The following is a 16,409-nucleotide window of genomic DNA, read 5'->3' as shown; positions in this document are numbered from 1 at the left end:
CCTCACCGCTCACCAGCGAGGTCAGTCAGTTCCTGCCGTCACGCGGGCGCGGATGGCCTCGGTGATGGTCCGCACCGCACGGTCAACGTCTCGCACCGTGGTTTCCGGGGTGAGCTGTTCGGACTCGTAGAGGAACGCCGTGGAGCCGCGTCGGCTGCCGCAGTAGTCGACGATGCCGTGCTCGATCTGCGTACGCAGTGCGCTCTCGTACCCGTGGCGTTCGTACGCACCGGAGTCGGCGCCGGCGAGGAAGAGAAGATGGGTGGTGAGGCCCTGCAATTTCGGTTGCAGGCCCGAAGCGGGGGAGTGTTCGAAGGCCCAGCCGTTGACGAAGACACGGTCGATCCACCCCTTCAGCAGGGCGGGCATCGACCACCAGTACACGGGGAAGACCAGCACGAGATCGGTGGCGCGCTCAAGACGACGGTGCTCGGCCACCACGTCGGCCGGGTAGTCGCCGCCGCCGTGGTATGCCCGACGATCGGCTGGAGTGAACCGGGGGTCGAATCCCTCCGCGGCCAGGTCGGCGATCTCGACCGAACCGGGCTGAAGCGCTGCCTCAAGCCTTCCCAGCACGTAGTGCGTCAGGGACCGGGGGTCGGGGTTGGCGGCGACGAGCAGGGTATGCATCGATGGCTCCAGTGATGTGAACCTGGCCCCAGCCGGCGGGGCGGAACCAGTCGAACGGGGTCGGGCTGAAACGAGGACACGAGTGGTGTCGTCGTTCATGTCAGTGAGTCAACGGCATGCGTCCGGACGATTCCATGGGTGATGAGCCAGATCACCTGGGTGATCGTCTGGATCGTTTAGTCTTGACGCGTGGATGCTTTCGGTGACCTACTGCGCGGAGTGCGGGCTCAGGGCTCGTTGTTCGGCAGTTCGGCCCTGACCCCGCCTTGGTCGCTGCACTTCGTGGACGGCGCTCCGCTGACCTTGTGCACCGTCCTCCGCGGAGGCGGCTGGATCATGCCGGAGCACCGCCCTCCCGAGCGTCTGGGCGTCGGTGAGACGGTGATCGTGCGGGGTCCCGCACCGTTTCTCTTCGTCGACGAGGTGGGCACCCGGGCCGAACCCGTCGCGTGCGGCGCGTTCTGCTCGACTCCCGAGCAGGGCGGTACCCGGCACCGGCTCGGCTGGCACGACGCCGGTACCGGCGCGGAGGACACGACGACCCTGGTCGTCGGCGCCTATCCGGTGCGCGGCGAGATCAGTCGCAGGCTGCTGGACGCGCTGCCCGTCGTCCTGCGGGTGGGCTCCGGCGACGGACCCGACCCCGTGTGGGACCACCTCGCCGCCGAGGTCGCCGCCGATACGCCGGGCCAGCAGGTCGTCCTCGACCGGCTGCTGGACTGGATGCTGGTGTGCGCGCTGCGCGAGTACTTCGACCGGCCCGGCGGTACTGCGCCGGGCTGGTACTCCGCCGGGCGTGACCCGGTGGTGGGCGGCGCGCTGCGCCTGCTGCACGGGGAACCGGCGGCGCCGTGGACGGTGGCCTCGCTGGCCGGCCGGACCGGGGTGTCGCGGGCCACGCTGGCGAAGCGGTTCACCGAACTGGTCGGCGAACCGCCGCTGACCTACCTCACCCACTGGCGCATGACGCTCGCGGCGGACCTGCTGACCGAGCGCGAGACGATGACTGTCGCGGAGATCGCCCGCACGGTGGGCTACTCCGACGCGTTCGCGTTCAGCGCGGCGTTCAAACGGACCCGCGGCATCAGCCCCAGCGCGTATCGGCGCACCGCCACGACCCCACTCCCGCAGCCGGCCGGCATGGCCCGTGAAAGCCCCCAGGCTCCTCCCGTTGGACCGGCAAAGCGGCGACCGGAAAGGACACACGCCTGACCGGCTCCCCCGGTCCGCGCACGGCGCGGAGAGAGGCGGTCGCAGGCCCCCGAGCGATCATTCGTTGGCAGGCGGCCTGGATACCGGCCCTGTAGCCGGGTCCGACCGCCCTCACCGCTCACCCCTCACCGCTCCCCCGCGAGGTCGAGATCCCCCTTGCTCGTCCCGCCCACGCCCTCGGCGATCCGCGGACGCCGCCAGGGATGCGCGATCGGCGCCGACACCGCCCGCCACCACGGCTCGACCGGCAGCTTCCCGGCCGGCTCGAACGGCTCCCCCGGCCGCGGGAACGCCACCGCCTGGCCGGCCTCCTCGGCCGCGTCCCTCGTCCACTCCCCCGGCTCCGCCCACGCGTGCGGCGCCAGGTTGAAGGTCCCCCAGTGGATCGGCAGCAGGGTGCCGTGGGGCGTGCCGCCCTGGAGGTCGAGGTGGGCGCGGACGCCTTCCTCGGGGGTCATGTGGATGTCCGGCCAGAACTCCGCGTACGCCCCGAGCTGGATCATCGTGGCGTCGAACGGGCCGTGCGCGGCGCCGATGTCGCGGAAGCCGTCGAAGTAACCGGTGTCCCCGCTGTGGTAGACGCGGTGCTCGTCACCGGCGACGACCCAGGACGCCCACAGGGCGTGCTGGGTGTTGCGCAGCCCGCGTCCGCAGAAGTGCCGGGCCGGGGTGGCGGTGAGGGTGAGGCCGCCGACGCGCGTCGACTCGTGCCAGTCCAGCTCGCGCAGCCGGTCGGGGGAGACACCCCAGTGTTCGAGGTGGCCGCCGACGCCGAGCGGCACGGCGAACAGGGTGTCCGTGCCGGCCAGCGCCTTGATCGTCGGCATGTCCAGGTGGTCGTAGTGGTCGTGGGAGATGACGACGACGTCGACCGGGCCGAGGGCGGCGAGCGGCAGCGGCACCGGGTGCAGGCGCTTGGGGCCGGCGAAGGGGAACGGGGAGCAGCGCTCGCCCCACACCGGGTCGAAGAGCACGCGCTGCCCGTCGATCTCGGCGAGCACGCTGGAGTGGCCCATCCAGGTCAGCCGGAGTCCGGTGGCCGGGGGCCGGGCGAGGTCGGCCAGGGTGGTGGCGTGCACCGGAACCGGCCCCCGCGGGGACCGGCGCAGCCGCGCCTCCTTGTCGAAGTAGATCTTGGCGAATTCGGCGGCCGAGCCGGAGGGCCGGGTCCGGGCGGTGCCCCCGGGATTCTGGAAGACCCCGTCGCGGAAGTGCGGCGATCTGCGGATGCGCGCCATGCGCTCACCGCTCGGGTCCACGCCGAAGGCCGCGGGCCGCGGCACGCTGAGCCCGGGACTCGGGGAACGGAAAGCGGCCACGGTACCTCCAGGTGGAGTGGTTCAGGCTCTCATTATGGTCGTCTCGTCCTACGTCACCTCGAACGAGGGATGTCACATCCGTGTTCCCCCGGTCCGCCGCGACCGGGAAGGACGTCCCCGCACGTCCGGACGCCTGTATAGGGTGACGTGCGTGGGGAGAGTCCGGTTGAGCGTGGCGGAGCGGCGCGAGGAGCTGCTGGGCGCCGCCATCGAGCAGATATCGGCGCGGGGCGTGGCGGCGTTGCGGATCGCCGACGTGGCCGCGGCGCTCGGCGTCAGCAACGCCCTGGTGCTCTATCACTTCTCCACGAAGGAGCGCCTGGTCGCCGCCGCGTTCGCCCATGCCGCCGAGGACGATCTCGCCCATCTGCGGGGGCTGCTCGCGCGTCGTGCGTCGGCGCTGCGCCGCCTGCGGGCGGCCGTGCGGTGGTACGCGCCGACCGGTCCGGCCAAGGGCTGGCGGCTGTGGATCGAGGGCTGGGCGGCGGCGCCGCGCGAGCCCGCGCTGCGGGAGGTCACCCGCGAGCTGGACCGCCAGTGGAAGGCGGCGATCGCCGAGGTCATCGCCGAGGGCGTGGTCGCCGGTGAGTTCTCCTGCCCCGAGCCGGACGCCGCGGCCCTGCGGCTGACGGCGTTGCTGGACGGGCTGGCGGTGCAGCTCACGTCGTACACGGGCACGGTGTCGCGGGCCCGGGCGCAGGAGTGGGTGGACGAGGCGCTGGCCCGCGAACTGGGCCTGGAGCGCTCGGCCCTGGCACCCGCGCGGCGTTAGACGCCAGGGTGTCGCACGGGTGCCGGCCGCCGCCCGCCCCCGCCTCAGGCCACTGAGGCGATCCGCGTCTTGATGTCGTGCGGCGACAGGGTGCCCTTGGCCGTGACGTGGTCGCCCGACGACTCGCCGCGCAGCCGGCGCCCGATCCACGGCACCAGGTACTCGCGCGCCCAGTGCACGTCGTCGCGCCGCACGTCCAGCGTGCCGCGCGGCGGCAGGGGCGGCCAGGGCTGGTCCGGGTCGGCCGGGACGGGCAGGCCGAGGGCCTGCCCCGCGCGCAGCGCCACGCGGGTGTGGCCCTCCGGCGACAGGTGCAGCCGGTCGGCGTCCCACGCCCTGCGGTCCTGGACGCTCCTGAGCGACCACAGGTCGAGCACCGGGCAGCCGTAGCGGTCGGCGATGGCGCGGACGTGCCCGTTGTACGTGGCGATCTTGCCCCGCAGGTGCTTGAGGACGGGCACCCCCCGGGTGTCGAACCCGGTGGTCACCAGGACGGTGCCGGCCGCGGCGGTCAGCGCGGCCACCGCCAGTTCGAACCGCTCGGCGACCTCGTCGGGGTCGGTGCCGGGCCGGATGATGTCGTTGCCGCCGGCCGCGAACGAGACCAGGTCCGGGGCGAGCCGCACGACCCGCGGGACCTGTTCCGCCACGATCTGGTCGAGGAGCCTGCCGCGCACGGCGAGGTTCGTGTACGTGAAGTCGCCCTCGGGGCGCCGGTCCGCGAGCAGGACGGCGAGCCGGTCGGCCCAGCCGACGAACGCCCCGTCGGGGCCGGTGTCGCCGACGCCCTCGGTGAAGCTGTCCCCCACCGCCACGTACGACCCGATCACTGCTCTGCTGTCACTCTTCGAATCGTCTGCCACATCGGCCCATGATTCACCTTGGAATGTGACCTACGCGACCGTAGGAAGGGGTTGACGGTCGGTGAGAAAGGCCACGCCTAAAGTGTTCGTCAATTCCGGAATACGCCGAAGGCCGGACCCGGGGATCGGGGTCCGGCCTTCGGGGCGCGGGGGTTGCGCGGAACCGGTCGTCAGACGGAGACGCCGTGCGAGCGCAGGAACGCGATCGGGTCGATGTCCGAGCCGTAGTCCGGGGTGGTGCGGATCTCGAAGTGCAGGTGCGGGCCGGTCACGTTGCCGGTGGCACCCGAGAGGCCGACCTGCTGACCCGCCGTCACCGACTGACCGGCGGAGACGGAGAGCGAGGAGAGGTGGGCGTACTGGGCGTAGTGGCCGTCGGCGAGCTGGATGACGACCTGGTTGCCGTACGCGCCGCCCCAGCCGGCGGAGACGACGGTGCCGGCGCCGACGGCCTTCAGCGAGGTGCCGGTCGGGACGACGAAGTCGGTGCCGGTGTGGTAGCCGCTGGACCACATGCTGCCGGACTGGTGGTACGGGGTACCGACGGTGCCGCCCTCGACGGGGGAGGTGTAACCGCTGGTGGTGGCCGCGGACCGGGTGCCGGTGGTCGAGGAGTCCGAGGCGGAGGCCTTCTCGGCGTCCGTCGACTTCTGGGCCGGCTTCTCGGCGGCGGGCTTCTCGGCGGACTTCTGCGCCGGCTTCTGCGACGGCGCGGAGGACGGCGCCGCGGACTGGGCCGCCTTGCCGCCGATCGAGAGCTTCAGACCGGGGTGGATCAGCGACGGGTCGGAACCGACGGCCTCGCGGTTGTCCGCGTAGAGCTTCTTCCAGCCGCCGTCGACGTGCTGCTCGTCGGCGATCTTCGAAAGGTAGTCACCGCTCTTCACGGTGTACGTCCGGGAATCCGCGTTCTTCTCGGCGCCGCTCGCGGCGGCCTTCTTCGCGGACGTCGGAACGGACTGCACGGCCTGCTCGGAAACCGAGTGCGCGGGGGCGGCGTTGGCGGCGGCGGCACCCATCAGCGGGAGCGCGAGCGCGGCGCCACCGGTTCCGGCGACGGCGATGGTGCGGGTCAGGCGCATGGCCCTGGTACGGCGGTGCTTACCCTTCGCGGGCATGTCGAATTCCTCTCCGGCGCCTGCGAGGTGAGCTGTCGGGTGCGGGCTGGAGATGCCCGGCCGCGTCGGAACGCGGCTTTACCCCAAGCCGTTCCGGGAACCGGAACAGGCAGTTCTACCTGTGGGTCCCCCGCTCCTGCCGTGTACGGGTGGTCGATGAGTGCGGGCTCCGGTCGGCGGCAGGATTAGGCGTCCGTCCGGATCGGTGGTGAACGTAAGGGACCAAGACGCACAGGGACAAGCGAGGGTTTCCCGCGAACCGCGTTCCGATTGATCCTTTACGGGAATTACCGGTGACCCTGCGTCGATTTCCGTGGCATCGCTTTCCTTGAATACCCTTGAAACGCAGTCGAATTACGTGGACATGACGGGCCACGCACGGTCACGGATATGACGCTGCTCACGCGCCCCCGATTCACCCTCCGCCATTTCAGGCCCAGTTGTTATCAAGGGGCTAATTCGGACAGAAGGCTCTTATCCCCCCGCAATATCCCTCGGGGCACGATTTCGCGCACAGGGAATGCCGTATCGTCGGGTCGTGCCCGCCGGCGAGCAGCGGCGGCGGGGTGGAGTGGGAGGAGCCCCCGTGACACAGCAGGTCCCGTCGACCGAACCCGAGCTGACCGGTGTGCGCAACTTCCGGGACGTGGGCGGGCTGCCGACCGTGGACGGGCGGCGGGTGCGTCAGGGGGTGCTGTTCCGCAGCGGTCACCTGGCCCACGCCACCGGTGAGGACGCCGCGTTCCTGGCCTCGCTGGGCCTGCACACGATCTTCGACTTCCGCAACGCGGCCGACCAGAAGCTCGAGGGCCCGGACGTCGACCTGCCCGGCGTGCGCAATGTGAACCTGCCGCTGAGCGATCCGGCCGACGGCGCCGAGTTCTGGACCATGATCCGTGACGGAGACCTCGACCAGCTGCGCGAGATCCTCGCCGACGGCAAGGCCGCCGACCGGATGATCGGCTCCTACCGCTCGATCGTCACGGAGCGCACGGCGGAGCACTCCCGGGTCCTGCACGCGCTCGCCGAGGACAGCGTCCCCGCGCTGATGCACTGCGCGGCCGGAAAGGACCGTGCGGGTCTGTCCGTCGCGATCACCCTGCTCGCCCTGGGCGTCGAGCGCGAGGCCGTCGTCGAGGACTACCTGAAGTCGAACGCCGCGCACCGCCGCTACAAGGTGCGCCGCAGCGGCTCCTCGGCCTCGGCCTACTCCCCCGAGGTCATGGAGCTGCTCAGCCCCCTGTTCGACGCGCGCGCCGAGTACCTGGCGGCGGCCTTCGAGACCATCGAGGAGACGTGGGGCGGCGTCGACGCGTACCTGGAGAAGGGGCTGCGGCTCACGCCCGGGACCCGGGAGCGGCTGCGCGGGCGGATGCTGGACTGAGCCGGGGCGCCCGCTCGCGGACGGCGCTACTTGGCGCCCACCTCGAACAGCAGGTAGAGGAAGCCGCCGAAGACGTGCCCCAGGGCGATGTAGACGAGCAGGCGCACCCACAGGGCGCGCGGGAACTTCTCCTGCATGGTGCTCATGGCGTCTCTCCAGGGTTCGGGCCGAGGCACAGCGCGGCGGCCGGGCTCTGCAACAGGGTGTGGACGAAGAGCAGCTCGACCCCGTCGGGGTCCTGCGCGGCGATCCGGTGCGGGGTCATCGAGTCGAAGTGGGCGCTGTCCCCCACGGTGAGCCGGTGCTCGGTGTCCGCGAGGCGCAGCCGCAACCGGCCCCTGAGGACGTGGAGCCACTCCTCGCCCGGGTGCACGCGCACGACGTCGCCCTGGGAGCCGTACGGCACCTGGACGCGCAGGGCGTGCATGCCGCGGCCCGGCGCTCCGGCCCGGTAGTACGTCCAGCCGCCCGCGCTGGTGGGTTCCATGTCGGCGGCGCGCACGACGGCGTCCCGGTCGGCGGCCGTCTCCCCCAGCAGCTCGGCGACGGTCGTACCGTAGACGCGGGCGAGGGAGAGCAGCATCGGCAGCGAGGGCTGGCGCTGCCCGGTCTCCAGGCGGGACAGGTGGGCGGGCGAGAGGGCGGCGGCACGGGCCGCGGCCTCCAGGGTGAGGGCGGCCCGCCGCCGCAGCTCGCGCAGCCGGGGTGCGACGGCGGCGACCGACCCTTCGACGGGGCCGGTCTCGGAGGGACTCATCCCTCCATTCAGCCCGAGCCTTGCCCGCAAGGCAAATTTCTTGCCCGAGAGGCAAAAGACGCCCTCAGCGGTTGGCCACCGCCTGCTTGACCAGGGTCTTCCCGAAGTCCCACATCAGGCCACCGCCGTGGTGCGCGTCCTCCATCACCTCCGTGAAGGCGTCGACGAACCGGTCGGCGTCGGCGGTGTCGACGATCAGCGGCGGGATCAGCTTGATCACCTCCAGGTGGTCGCCGGACACCTGGGTCAGGATCCGGTGCCGCTGCAACAGCGGCACCACCACCATCTGCGCGAACAGTCCCTTCCGCGCGGCCTGGAGCATCGTCCAGCGGCTGCGCAGCTTCAGGGATGTGGGCCGGCCGAACTCGATGCCGATCATCAGTCCGCGGCCCCGGACGTCGGCGAGCAGTTCGTAGCGGTCCACCAGCTCCGCCAGCCGGGACTTCAGGTGCTCCCCCACCGCGGCGGCGTTGGCGACGATCTCCTCGTTCTCCATCACCGACAGCACCGCGAGCCCGGCGGCCATGGCCTGCGCGTTGGACCCGAAGCTCGCCGAGTGGACCTGCACGCGGTCCATCGAGGAGTACACCTTCTGGAAGATCCAGTCCTTGCCCAGGGTGGCCCCCACCGGCACGTATCCGCCGGACAGCGCCTTGGCGACGCAGACCAGGTCGGGTTCGACGCCGTCCTCGTGCTGGTAGGCGTAGAACGTGCCGGTCCGGCCGAGGCCCGTCTGCACCTCGTCGGCGATCAGCAGCGCCTTGTGCCGGTGCAGCATTTCCTGCGCGGCGAGCAGGTAGCCGGGCGGGGCCTCGTGCACGCCCTTGCCCTGGATCGGCTCCACGATCAGGGCGGCCACGTCGCCCTTCCGCAGTTCGCGCGCCAGGGCGTCCAGGTCGCCGAGCGGGACGGCGGTGTCGGGCAGCAGGGGTGCGAAGCCCTTGCGGAAGCCGTCCTCGCCGTTGACGGAGAGCGAGCCGGCGGTCAGTCCGTGGAAGGCGTGCGTGCAGTACAGGATGCGCTGCCTGCCGGTCGCGTAGCGGGCGAACTTCAGGGCGGTCTCGACGGCCTCGGTGCCGCTGTTGCCGAAGAAGACGCGGTCCAGGTGGGGGCTGTAGGAGAGCAGCTTCTCGGCCAGCAGTCCGGGCAGCGGCGGGCAGTCGAAGCGGGTCAGGTCGGCGAGCGAGGCGTCGAGGACGTCGTGCAGCGCCTTGCGGACGACGGGGTGGTGCCGGCCCAGGCCCATGACCGCGAACCCGGCGAGCATGTCCAGGTAGTCGTTGCCGTCCGCGTCCCAGAAGTGCGCGCCCTCGGCCCGCTCGTAGACCTTGTCGAAGCCGATGGTGTGCAGCATGCGCGGCAGCTGGTGGTTGAGGTGCCTGGCGTGCAGCTCGTACCGCTCGGCTCCGCGCTCGGCCAAGAGCGCGGCGAGGTCGAACTCCTTGGTCATTCAGTTCTCTCCTTGCGCTGGCATGACGATCCGTCCGTCGCCGGACTCTTCCACCGCCGGCCCGCCCGCCCCTTCGGCGAGGGCCAGACTCGCGGCGATCCGGCCGGCGACGTCGACCGGGGTGAGGCCGAGGTCCGCGAGCAGCTCGGCGCGCTTGGCGTGCGCGAGGAACTGCTCGGGGATGCCGAAGCGGCGCACGGGGACGTCGACTTCGGCGTCGCCGAGCGCCAGCGCCACCGCGGAACCGACCCCGGCGGCGCGGCTGTTGTCCTCGACGACGGCCACCAGCCGGTGCCGGGCCGCGAGCGGCGCGAGCGCCGGGTCGACGGGTTTGACCCAGCGCGGGTCGACGACGGTGCAGCCGATGCCGCGGGCCTCCAGGAGGTCGGCGGCCCCGAGGCAGACGGGCGCCATCACGCCCACGGCGACGAGCAGCACCTCGGGCCGGTCCGCGGCGTGCAGGACGTCCAGGCCGCCGATGCGGTCGACGGCGGGTACGGCGGGGCCGGCGGACTCCTTCGGGAAGCGCACCAGCGTCGGCGCGTCGTCCACGGCGACCGCCTCGCGCAGCTGGGCGCGCAGCTGGTCGGCGTCGCGCGGTGCGGCGATGCGCAGCCCGGGGACGACCTGGAGGACGGACATGTCCCACATGCCGTTGTGCGAGGCGCCGTCGACACCGGTGACGCCGGCCCGGTCCAGGACGAAGGTGACGCCGCACTTGTGCAGGGCCACGTCCATCAGGAGCTGGTCGAAGGCGCGGTTGAGGAAGGTCGCGTAGACGGCGACGACCGGGTGCAGTCCGCCGGTGGCGAGACCGGCGGCGGACACGGCGGCGTGCTGCTCGGCGATGCCGACGTCCCAGACCCGGTCGGGGAAGCGCGCGGCGAACGGCGCCAGGCCGACCGGGTGCAGCATGGCCGCGGTGATCGCGACCACGTCCTCGCGCTCCTCGCCGATCCGGACGATCTCCTCACCGAACACGGAGGTCCAGGAAGGACCGCCCGCCGGGCCGAGCGGCTCGCAGGTGAGCGGGTCCATCACGCCGACGGTGTGGAAGTGGTCCTCCTCGTCGCGCAGGGCGGGTTCGTAGCCGCGGCCCTTCTCGGTGAGGCAGTGCACCAGGACCGGGCCGTGGAAGCGTTTGGCGCGGCGCAGCGCCGACTCGACGGCGCCGATGTCGTGCCCGTCGATCGGGCCGAGGTACTTCAGCCCGAGGTCCTCGAAGAGGCCCTGCGGCGCGAAGGCGTCCTTGAAGCCCTTCTTGGCGCCGTGCAGGGCCTCGTAGACGGTGTTGCCGACCACGGGGGTGCGCTGGAGCACGTCCTTGCCCCAGGCCAGGGCCCGCTCGTAGCCGTCGGTGGTGCGCAGGGTCGCCAGGTGGTTGGCGAGGCCGCCGATGGTCGGCGCGTACGAGCGCTCGTTGTCGTTGACGACGATGATCAGCGGCCGGTCCCTGGCCGCCGCGATGTTGTTCAGCGCCTCCCAGGCCATGCCGCCGGTGAGCGCGCCGTCCCCGATCACGGCGACGACGTGGCTGCGCTCCCCCCGCACCTGGCGGGCCTTGGCGAGGCCGTCGGCCCAGCCGAGGACGGTGGAGGCGTGACTGTTCTCGATGACGTCGTGCTCGGACTCCTCGCGCGAGGGGTAGCCGGACAGGCCGCCCTTGCTCCGCAGCTTGGAGAAGTCCTGACGCCCGGTCAGGAGTTTGTGGACGTAGCTCTGGTGGCCGGTGTCCCACAGGATGCGGTCGTCCGGCGACTCGAAGACCCGGTGCAGGGCGACGGTGAGCTCCACCACGCCGAGGTTGGGTCCGAGGTGACCGCCGGTGCGGGCGACCGCGTGCACCAGGAAGTCACGTATCTCGCCGGACAGTTGACCGAGTTCCGCCTCGGACAGCGCCTTCAGGTCGCGTGGTCCCCGGATGTTCTCCAGAATCGTCACGCTCGGGCCCCCTTCGGTCCGCGTTTCAGCTCACGGTGACGGCCGGCTCCCCCGACGCGCCGTCCTTCTCCATCTGCTCGGCGATCCTCATCGCCTCCTCGATGAGGGTCTCCACGATCTTGGACTCGGGGACGGTCTTGACGACCTCGCCCTTGACGAAGATCTGGCCCTTGCCGTTGCCGGAGGCGACGCCGAGGTCGGCCTCCCGGGCCTCGCCGGGGCCGTTGACGACACAGCCCATGACGGCCACGCGCAGCGGCACCTCCATGCCCTCCAGACCGGCGGTGACCTCCTCGGCCAGCTTGTACACGTCGACCTGGGCCCGGCCGCAGGACGGGCAGGAGACGATCTCCAGCCGGCGTTCCCTCAGTCCGAGCGACTGGAGGATCTGGATGCCGACCTTGACCTCCTCGACCGGCGGGGCGCTCAGCGACACCCGGATGGTGTCCCCGATGCCCTGGGAGAGCAGCGCGCCGAAGGCGACCGCCGACTTGATGGTGCCCTGGAACGCGGGCCCCGCCTCCGTCACCCCCAGGTGGAGGGGGTAGTCGCACTGGGCGGCGAGTTGCCGGTACGCCTCGACCATCACGACCGGGTCGTTGTGCTTGACCGAGATCTTGAGGTCCCGGAAGTCGTGCTCCTCGAAGAGCGACGCCTCCCACAGCGCGGACTCCGCCAGCGCCTCGGGCGTCGCCCTGCCGTACTTCTGGAGCAGCCGCCGGTCCAGCGAGCCCGCGTTCACGCCGATGCGGATCGGCGTGCCGTGGTCGCGGGCCGCCTTGGCGATCTCCTTGACCTGGTCGTCGAACTTCTTGATGTTGCCCGGGTTCACCCGGACCGCCGCGCAGCCGGCCTCGATCGCGGCGAACACGTACTTGGGCTGGAAGTGGATGTCCGCGATGACCGGGATCTGCGACTTCCTCGCGATCACGGGCAGGGCGTCGGCGTCGTCCTGCGTGGGGCAGGCCACGCGCACGATCTGGCAGCCGGCGGCCGTCAGTTCGGCGATCTGCTGGAGCGTCGCCCCGATGTCGGACGTGCGGGTGGTCGTCATCGACTGCACCGACACCGGGGCGCCGCCCCCGACCGCCACCGGCCCGACCTGGATCCGCCGCGACACGCGCCGCTCGGCGATCGGCCGGACCGGTACCCCGGGGAGCCCCAAGGGGATGGCGGTCATGACGTCACTCCCGGTTCGAGGAGACGGTCTCGCGCATGGCGCGCAGGGACTCCTTGAGCGAGCCCATGGTGGCCAGGACGGCGGTCGGCTCGTACCCGCAGTGCGCCATGCAGTTGTCGCAGCGCGGGTCCTTGCCCCGGCCGTACTTGTCCCAGTCGGTGTCCTCAATCAGCTCCCGGTACGTCGGGACGTAGCCGTCGCTCATCAGGTAGCAGGGGCGCTGCCAGCCGAAGAGCGAGTAGTTCGGGATCGCCCAGGCGGTGCACGGGAAGTCGACCTTGCCCTCGAGGAAGTCGAGGAACAGCGGGGAGTGGTTGAGCCGCCAGCGGGCGCGGTTGCCGCCCGAGAACGCCTTCCGGAACAGCTCGCGGGTCTGCTCCACGCCCAGGAAGTGCTCCTGGTCGGGCGCCTTCTCGTAGGCGTAGGCGGGCGAGATCATCATCTCGTCGACCTTGAGGTCGTCGTTGAGGAAGTTGAGCACCTCGACGATGGTCTGCGGGGTGTCGGTGTTGAAGAAGGTCGAGTTGGTGGTCACCCGGAAGCCGCGCCGCTTGGCCTCCTTGATGGCCTCCACGGCCTCGTCGAACACGCCTTCCTTGGCCACGGACTCGTCGTGCCGCTCGCGCAGCCCGTCGATGTGCACGGCGAAGGCGAAGTACGGCGAGGGCGTGAACTTCTCCATCTTCTTGCGCATGAGCAGCGCGTTGGTGCAGAGGAAGACGTACTTCCGCTTGGCCACCAACTGCCGCACGATCTCGTCGATCTGGGGATGCATCAGGGGCTCGCCGCCGGCGATGGAGACCATCGGCGCACCCGATTCGAGCACCGCTCCCACGGCCTGCGCGACGGGCATGCGCTGCTTGAGCACCCCGGCCGGGTGCTGGATCTTCCCGCACCCCTCACACTTCAGGTTGCAGGCGAAGAGCGGCTCCAGCTCCACGATGAGCGGGAACTTGTCCCGTCGGCGAATCTTCTGTTCGGCCAGGTATGTAGCGACCTTGATGGACTGGCGCAGGGGCATGGCCATCTGGGCTCACCTCCGGGGGAGCAACAAAGAACGGTGCCATTCGAAAAATGCGGGAAGAACGGATCGGAGAACACGGAAAGCCGATATTCCACCGCGTACGGTGCCGATCCGGACGAGTTCGTGTTCTGGAGCGTCCACGACCACCCGGACGGCCGCAACCGGGCGTGGGCCCGTGCGGACGGCGCTCAGCAGCGTGGCCGCGGACTCCATGTCCACGGCGATCGCGCCGGTCGCGAGCAGGTCGGCGCGTTCGGGACCGCGGACGACGTGGTCCGAGCCGGTGAGCGGCCCGGTGTGGACGGTGCGTCCGGGGACGGCTCGCGCGAGTTCCTTGACGAGCCGGTCGGACGCGACGCAGGTGACGGTGGAGCGGGGGTCCCGGGTCTCCTCGGCGACGACCAGGTCGCCGGGGTGCATGCCGGGGGCCAGTCCCGCGCAGAAGCCGGTGGCCAGTACGGCGGCCGACTCGAGCGCCGGGTCGGTGAGGACCCGGGTGACCGAGCGTTCGGCCGCCTTGGGGCCCATGCCGGTGCGCAGGACGGTGACCGGCCCGCCGGCGCCGGCGCGGTCGCCGGTGCGCAGGGCGAGGTGTTCGATGCCGAGCGCGCAGGCGATCAGCAGCGGGGACGGGCCGGTCTGCGGGGTCATCAGCTGCCCTTCACCTCGGCCGTGGCGGGCTCGGTGGGTGCCTCGGCCGCGCGGGGCTTCTTGGCGAAGGGCTCCCCGTGGACGTACCGGCCCAGCGCGGTGAGCGGGAAGACCTGGCGGTAGAGGTGGTAGTTGATGGAGAAGTCCCACGGGAAGCCGGTGCCCGTGAAGTAGGGCTCGTCCCAGGAACCGTCCTCCCGCTGGGTGGCCGCCAGCCACTCGATGCCGCGCTCCACGGCCCTGGACTCCCGCTCCCCCGCCGCCAGCAGGGCCATCAGCGCCCAGCCGGTCTGCGAGGCGGTCGAGGCGCCCCGGCCGCTCCACTCCCGGACGTAGCGGTAGGAGCGCAGATCCTCGCCCCAGCCGCCGTCCTCGTTCTGGACGGACTCCAGCCAGCGCACCGCGCGCCGGATGGCCGGGTGCGAGGTGGGCAGCCCGGCGGCGGTCAGGGCGGGGATCACGGACCCGGTGCCGTAGACGTAGTTGACGCCCCAGCGGCCGAACCACGAGCCGTCCGCCTCCTGCGCGTCCAGGAGCCACTGGATGCCGCGGCGGGTGCGCGGGTCGTGGGCGAGGCCCTCGACGGCGAGCATCTCGACGACGTGCGCGGTGACGTCCGCGGACGGCGGGTCGATGACCTCGCCGAAGTCGCAGAAGGGGAGCCGGTTGGGGAAGGCGCTGGTGTTGTCGACGTCGAAGGCGCCCCAGGCGCCGTTCTTGGACTGCATGCCGAGGTTCCAGCGCACCCCGCGCCCGATGGCCTGCTCCACCCGCTCCGGGTCGTGGTGCTTGACCCGGCGCAGGGCGAGGACCACCTCGGCGGTGTCGTCGATGTCGGGGTAGTTGTCGTTGTGGAACTCGAACGCCCAGCCGCCGGGCGGGAGTCCGGGGCGCTTCACCGACCAGTCGCCGGGGCGCACGATCTGCTCGCCCAGCATCCAGTCGGCAGCCTTGACCAGCTGCGGGTGGTCCTCGGGCACGCCCGCGTCGGCCAGCGCGATGGTGGCCAGGCAGGTGTCCCAGACCGGCGACTGGCAGGCCTCGATCATCCGGGCCCCGTCCTCGCGCCACACGGCGAAACGGTCCAGCGACTCGAGTCCCGCGCGCATCACGGGGTGTTCGAGGTCGTAGCCGAGCAGGTAGAGCGCGATCACCGAGTAGACCGCCGGGGGCTGGATGCCGCCCCAGCAGCCGTCGTTCTCCTGCCGCTCGATGATCCACCGGGCGGCGCTGTTCATCGCGGCCCGGCGCAGGCGGCGCGGGGCGACCTTGCGGTAGGCGTGCAGGGCCTTGTCGATGCGCTGGAAGGCGCCGTCCCAGCTGGCCACCGGTGCCAGCGGGCGGGTGGGGTTGGGGCGGGCCGGGTCGGTGTGCAGTTCGTCCAGCGGGAAGGGCGCGGGACGCACCGGCCGCTTCGCGGAGACGATGGTGAGCGGCACGATGGTCTGCCGGGCCCAGCAGCCGAAGTCGTAGATGTTGAGCGGGACCCAGGTGGGGAAGTAGATGAGCTCCGGCGGGAGTTCGGGCAGGTCGTCCCACTTCCACCAGCCGAACAGGGCGAGCCAGATCCGGGTGAAGACGCGGGCGGAGGCGATGCCGCCGCGGGACCTGATCCACTCGGCGGCCCGCGCCATGTGGGGCGCGTCGGGCGCGTCGCCCGCCAGGCGGAGGGCGACGTAGGCCTCGACGGTGGTGGACAGTTCGCCGGGGCCGCCGTAGAAGGTGGCCCAGGTGCCGTCCTCGCGCTGCTCGCCGCGGATGAACAGGGCGGCGGCGCGGGTGGTCTCCTCGTCCTGGATGCCGAGGAACTGACGCAGGAGCAGGTCCTCGGCGTCCATCGTGACGTTCGTCTCGAGGTCGCCCTTCCACCAGCCCTGGGCGTCCTGCCGGGAGAGCAGGAAGTCGGCGGCTCGCCGGGTGGCGCGTGCGGCGGCTTCCGGTACCCCGGCCGCCGCGGCGGGGATCGTGATGTCGGTGTCGCTGGCCGAGGCTGCCAGGGGCCTCAGGGAGGCCCCGGTGCTTCCGTCGGTCGTCGCTGTCATGGCTTCCCCTTCGTGCAGTGTGCGTGGTGCGTCTGCTGGGTCCGCCGTCGGCCGGTGCTCGTGTCT

15 protein-coding genes and 1 riboswitch are annotated in these 16,409 nt (G+C 71.5%); of the genes, 3 read left to right on the top strand and 12 right to left on the bottom strand.

Annotated features, from left to right (window positions below; translation table 11 throughout):
- Positions 1 to 21: 21 nt before the first annotated feature.
- Complete coding sequence (locus ACIRGB_RS12620; protein ID WP_403863457.1) at positions 22 to 630, bottom strand: NAD(P)H-dependent oxidoreductase; 609 nt, start codon at positions 628 to 630, stop codon at positions 22 to 24.
- 189 nt (positions 631 to 819) lie between these two features.
- Here ACIRGB_RS12620 and ACIRGB_RS12615 point away from each other — a divergent pair, with 189 nt between their 5' ends.
- Entirely contained in the window at positions 820 to 1,842 is a 1,023-nt protein-coding gene (locus tag ACIRGB_RS12615; protein ID WP_403862512.1) for an AraC family transcriptional regulator, read from the top strand.
- A 125-nt stretch (positions 1,843 to 1,967) separates the two neighbouring features.
- On the opposite strand, the gene ACIRGB_RS12610 is transcribed toward ACIRGB_RS12615, so the two are convergent.
- Positions 1,968 to 3,161 carry an MBL fold metallo-hydrolase gene (locus ACIRGB_RS12610; RefSeq protein WP_403862509.1) on the bottom strand — a complete coding sequence of 398 codons (1,194 nt, stop codon included), beginning with the start codon at positions 3,159 to 3,161 and terminating at the stop codon, positions 1,968 to 1,970.
- Between the two features lie 151 nt (positions 3,162 to 3,312).
- Here ACIRGB_RS12610 and ACIRGB_RS12605 point away from each other — a divergent pair, with 151 nt between their 5' ends.
- Positions 3,313 to 3,933 (top strand): TetR/AcrR family transcriptional regulator, encoded by a 621-nt coding sequence (locus tag ACIRGB_RS12605; RefSeq protein ID WP_403862506.1) that lies wholly within the window; start codon positions 3,313 to 3,315, stop codon positions 3,931 to 3,933.
- Between the two features lie 44 nt (positions 3,934 to 3,977).
- On the opposite strand, the gene ACIRGB_RS12600 is transcribed toward ACIRGB_RS12605, so the two are convergent.
- Together ACIRGB_RS12600 and ACIRGB_RS12595 are read right to left on the bottom strand one after the other, a co-directional pair.
- Positions 3,978 to 4,763: an SGNH/GDSL hydrolase family protein gene (locus ACIRGB_RS12600; RefSeq protein ID WP_403863454.1), complete on the bottom strand. Its 786-nt coding sequence runs from the start codon at positions 4,761 to 4,763 to the stop codon at positions 3,978 to 3,980.
- 203 nt (positions 4,764 to 4,966) lie between these two features.
- Positions 4,967 to 5,914: a peptidoglycan DD-metalloendopeptidase family protein gene (locus ACIRGB_RS12595; RefSeq protein WP_403862503.1), complete on the bottom strand. Its 948-nt coding sequence runs from the start codon at positions 5,912 to 5,914 to the stop codon at positions 4,967 to 4,969.
- 4 nt (positions 5,915 to 5,918) lie between these two features.
- A riboswitch (cyclic di-AMP (ydaO/yuaA leader) is annotated at positions 5,919 to 6,076 on the bottom strand.
- Positions 6,077 to 6,500: 424 nt separating this feature from the next.
- Here ACIRGB_RS12595 and ACIRGB_RS12590 point away from each other — a divergent pair.
- The gene (locus ACIRGB_RS12590) at positions 6,501 to 7,298 is read left to right on the top strand and encodes a tyrosine-protein phosphatase (protein WP_403862500.1); all 798 of its coding nucleotides are present in this window, start codon (positions 6,501 to 6,503) and stop codon (positions 7,296 to 7,298) included.
- Positions 7,299 to 7,324: 26 nt separating this feature from the next.
- Here the strand turns inward: ACIRGB_RS12590 and ACIRGB_RS12585 are convergent, their stop codons facing one another.
- From ACIRGB_RS12585 to shc, 8 genes are all read right to left on the bottom strand, one after another.
- A complete protein-coding gene (locus ACIRGB_RS12585) occupies positions 7,325 to 7,444 on the bottom strand; it encodes a DUF6126 family protein (RefSeq protein WP_104635973.1) in 120 nt (39 codons plus the stop codon).
- A complete protein-coding gene (locus tag ACIRGB_RS12580; protein ID WP_403862497.1) occupies positions 7,441 to 8,055 on the bottom strand; it encodes a helix-turn-helix domain-containing protein in 615 nt (204 codons plus the stop codon). Before ACIRGB_RS12580 ends, ACIRGB_RS12585 begins: the two co-directional genes overlap by 4 nt.
- 64 nt (positions 8,056 to 8,119) lie before the next feature.
- Complete coding sequence (locus ACIRGB_RS12575) at positions 8,120 to 9,505, bottom strand: aspartate aminotransferase family protein (RefSeq protein WP_403862494.1); 1,386 nt, start codon at positions 9,503 to 9,505, stop codon at positions 8,120 to 8,122.
- A complete protein-coding gene (dxs, locus tag ACIRGB_RS12570; protein ID WP_403862491.1) occupies positions 9,506 to 11,446 on the bottom strand; it encodes a 1-deoxy-D-xylulose-5-phosphate synthase in 1,941 nt (646 codons plus the stop codon).
- Between the two features lie 25 nt (positions 11,447 to 11,471).
- Positions 11,472 to 12,626, bottom strand: a complete 1,155-nt coding sequence (gene ispG, locus ACIRGB_RS12565) for a flavodoxin-dependent (E)-4-hydroxy-3-methylbut-2-enyl-diphosphate synthase (RefSeq protein ID WP_403862488.1) — start codon at positions 12,624 to 12,626, stop codon at positions 11,472 to 11,474.
- 4 nt (positions 12,627 to 12,630) lie between these two features.
- Positions 12,631 to 13,653, bottom strand: a complete 1,023-nt coding sequence (hpnH, locus tag ACIRGB_RS12560) for an adenosyl-hopene transferase HpnH (RefSeq protein ID WP_403862485.1) — start codon at positions 13,651 to 13,653, stop codon at positions 12,631 to 12,633.
- Between the two features lie 6 nt (positions 13,654 to 13,659).
- Entirely contained in the window at positions 13,660 to 14,301 is a 642-nt protein-coding gene (locus ACIRGB_RS12555) for a 1-hydroxy-2-methyl-2-butenyl 4-diphosphate reductase (protein WP_403862482.1), read from the bottom strand.
- A complete protein-coding gene (gene shc / locus ACIRGB_RS12550; RefSeq protein WP_403862479.1) occupies positions 14,301 to 16,343 on the bottom strand; it encodes a squalene--hopene cyclase in 2,043 nt (680 codons plus the stop codon). Before shc ends, ACIRGB_RS12555 begins: the two co-directional genes overlap by 1 nt.
- Positions 16,344 to 16,409 lie beyond the last annotated feature (66 nt).

The organism is Streptomyces sp. NPDC102490, assembly GCF_044765285.1.
GTDB lineage: Bacteria > Actinomycetota > Actinomycetes > Streptomycetales > Streptomycetaceae > Streptomyces.
Note: the sequence above shows the minus strand (reverse complement) of the source record. Positions and strands in the feature narration are given on the sequence as shown.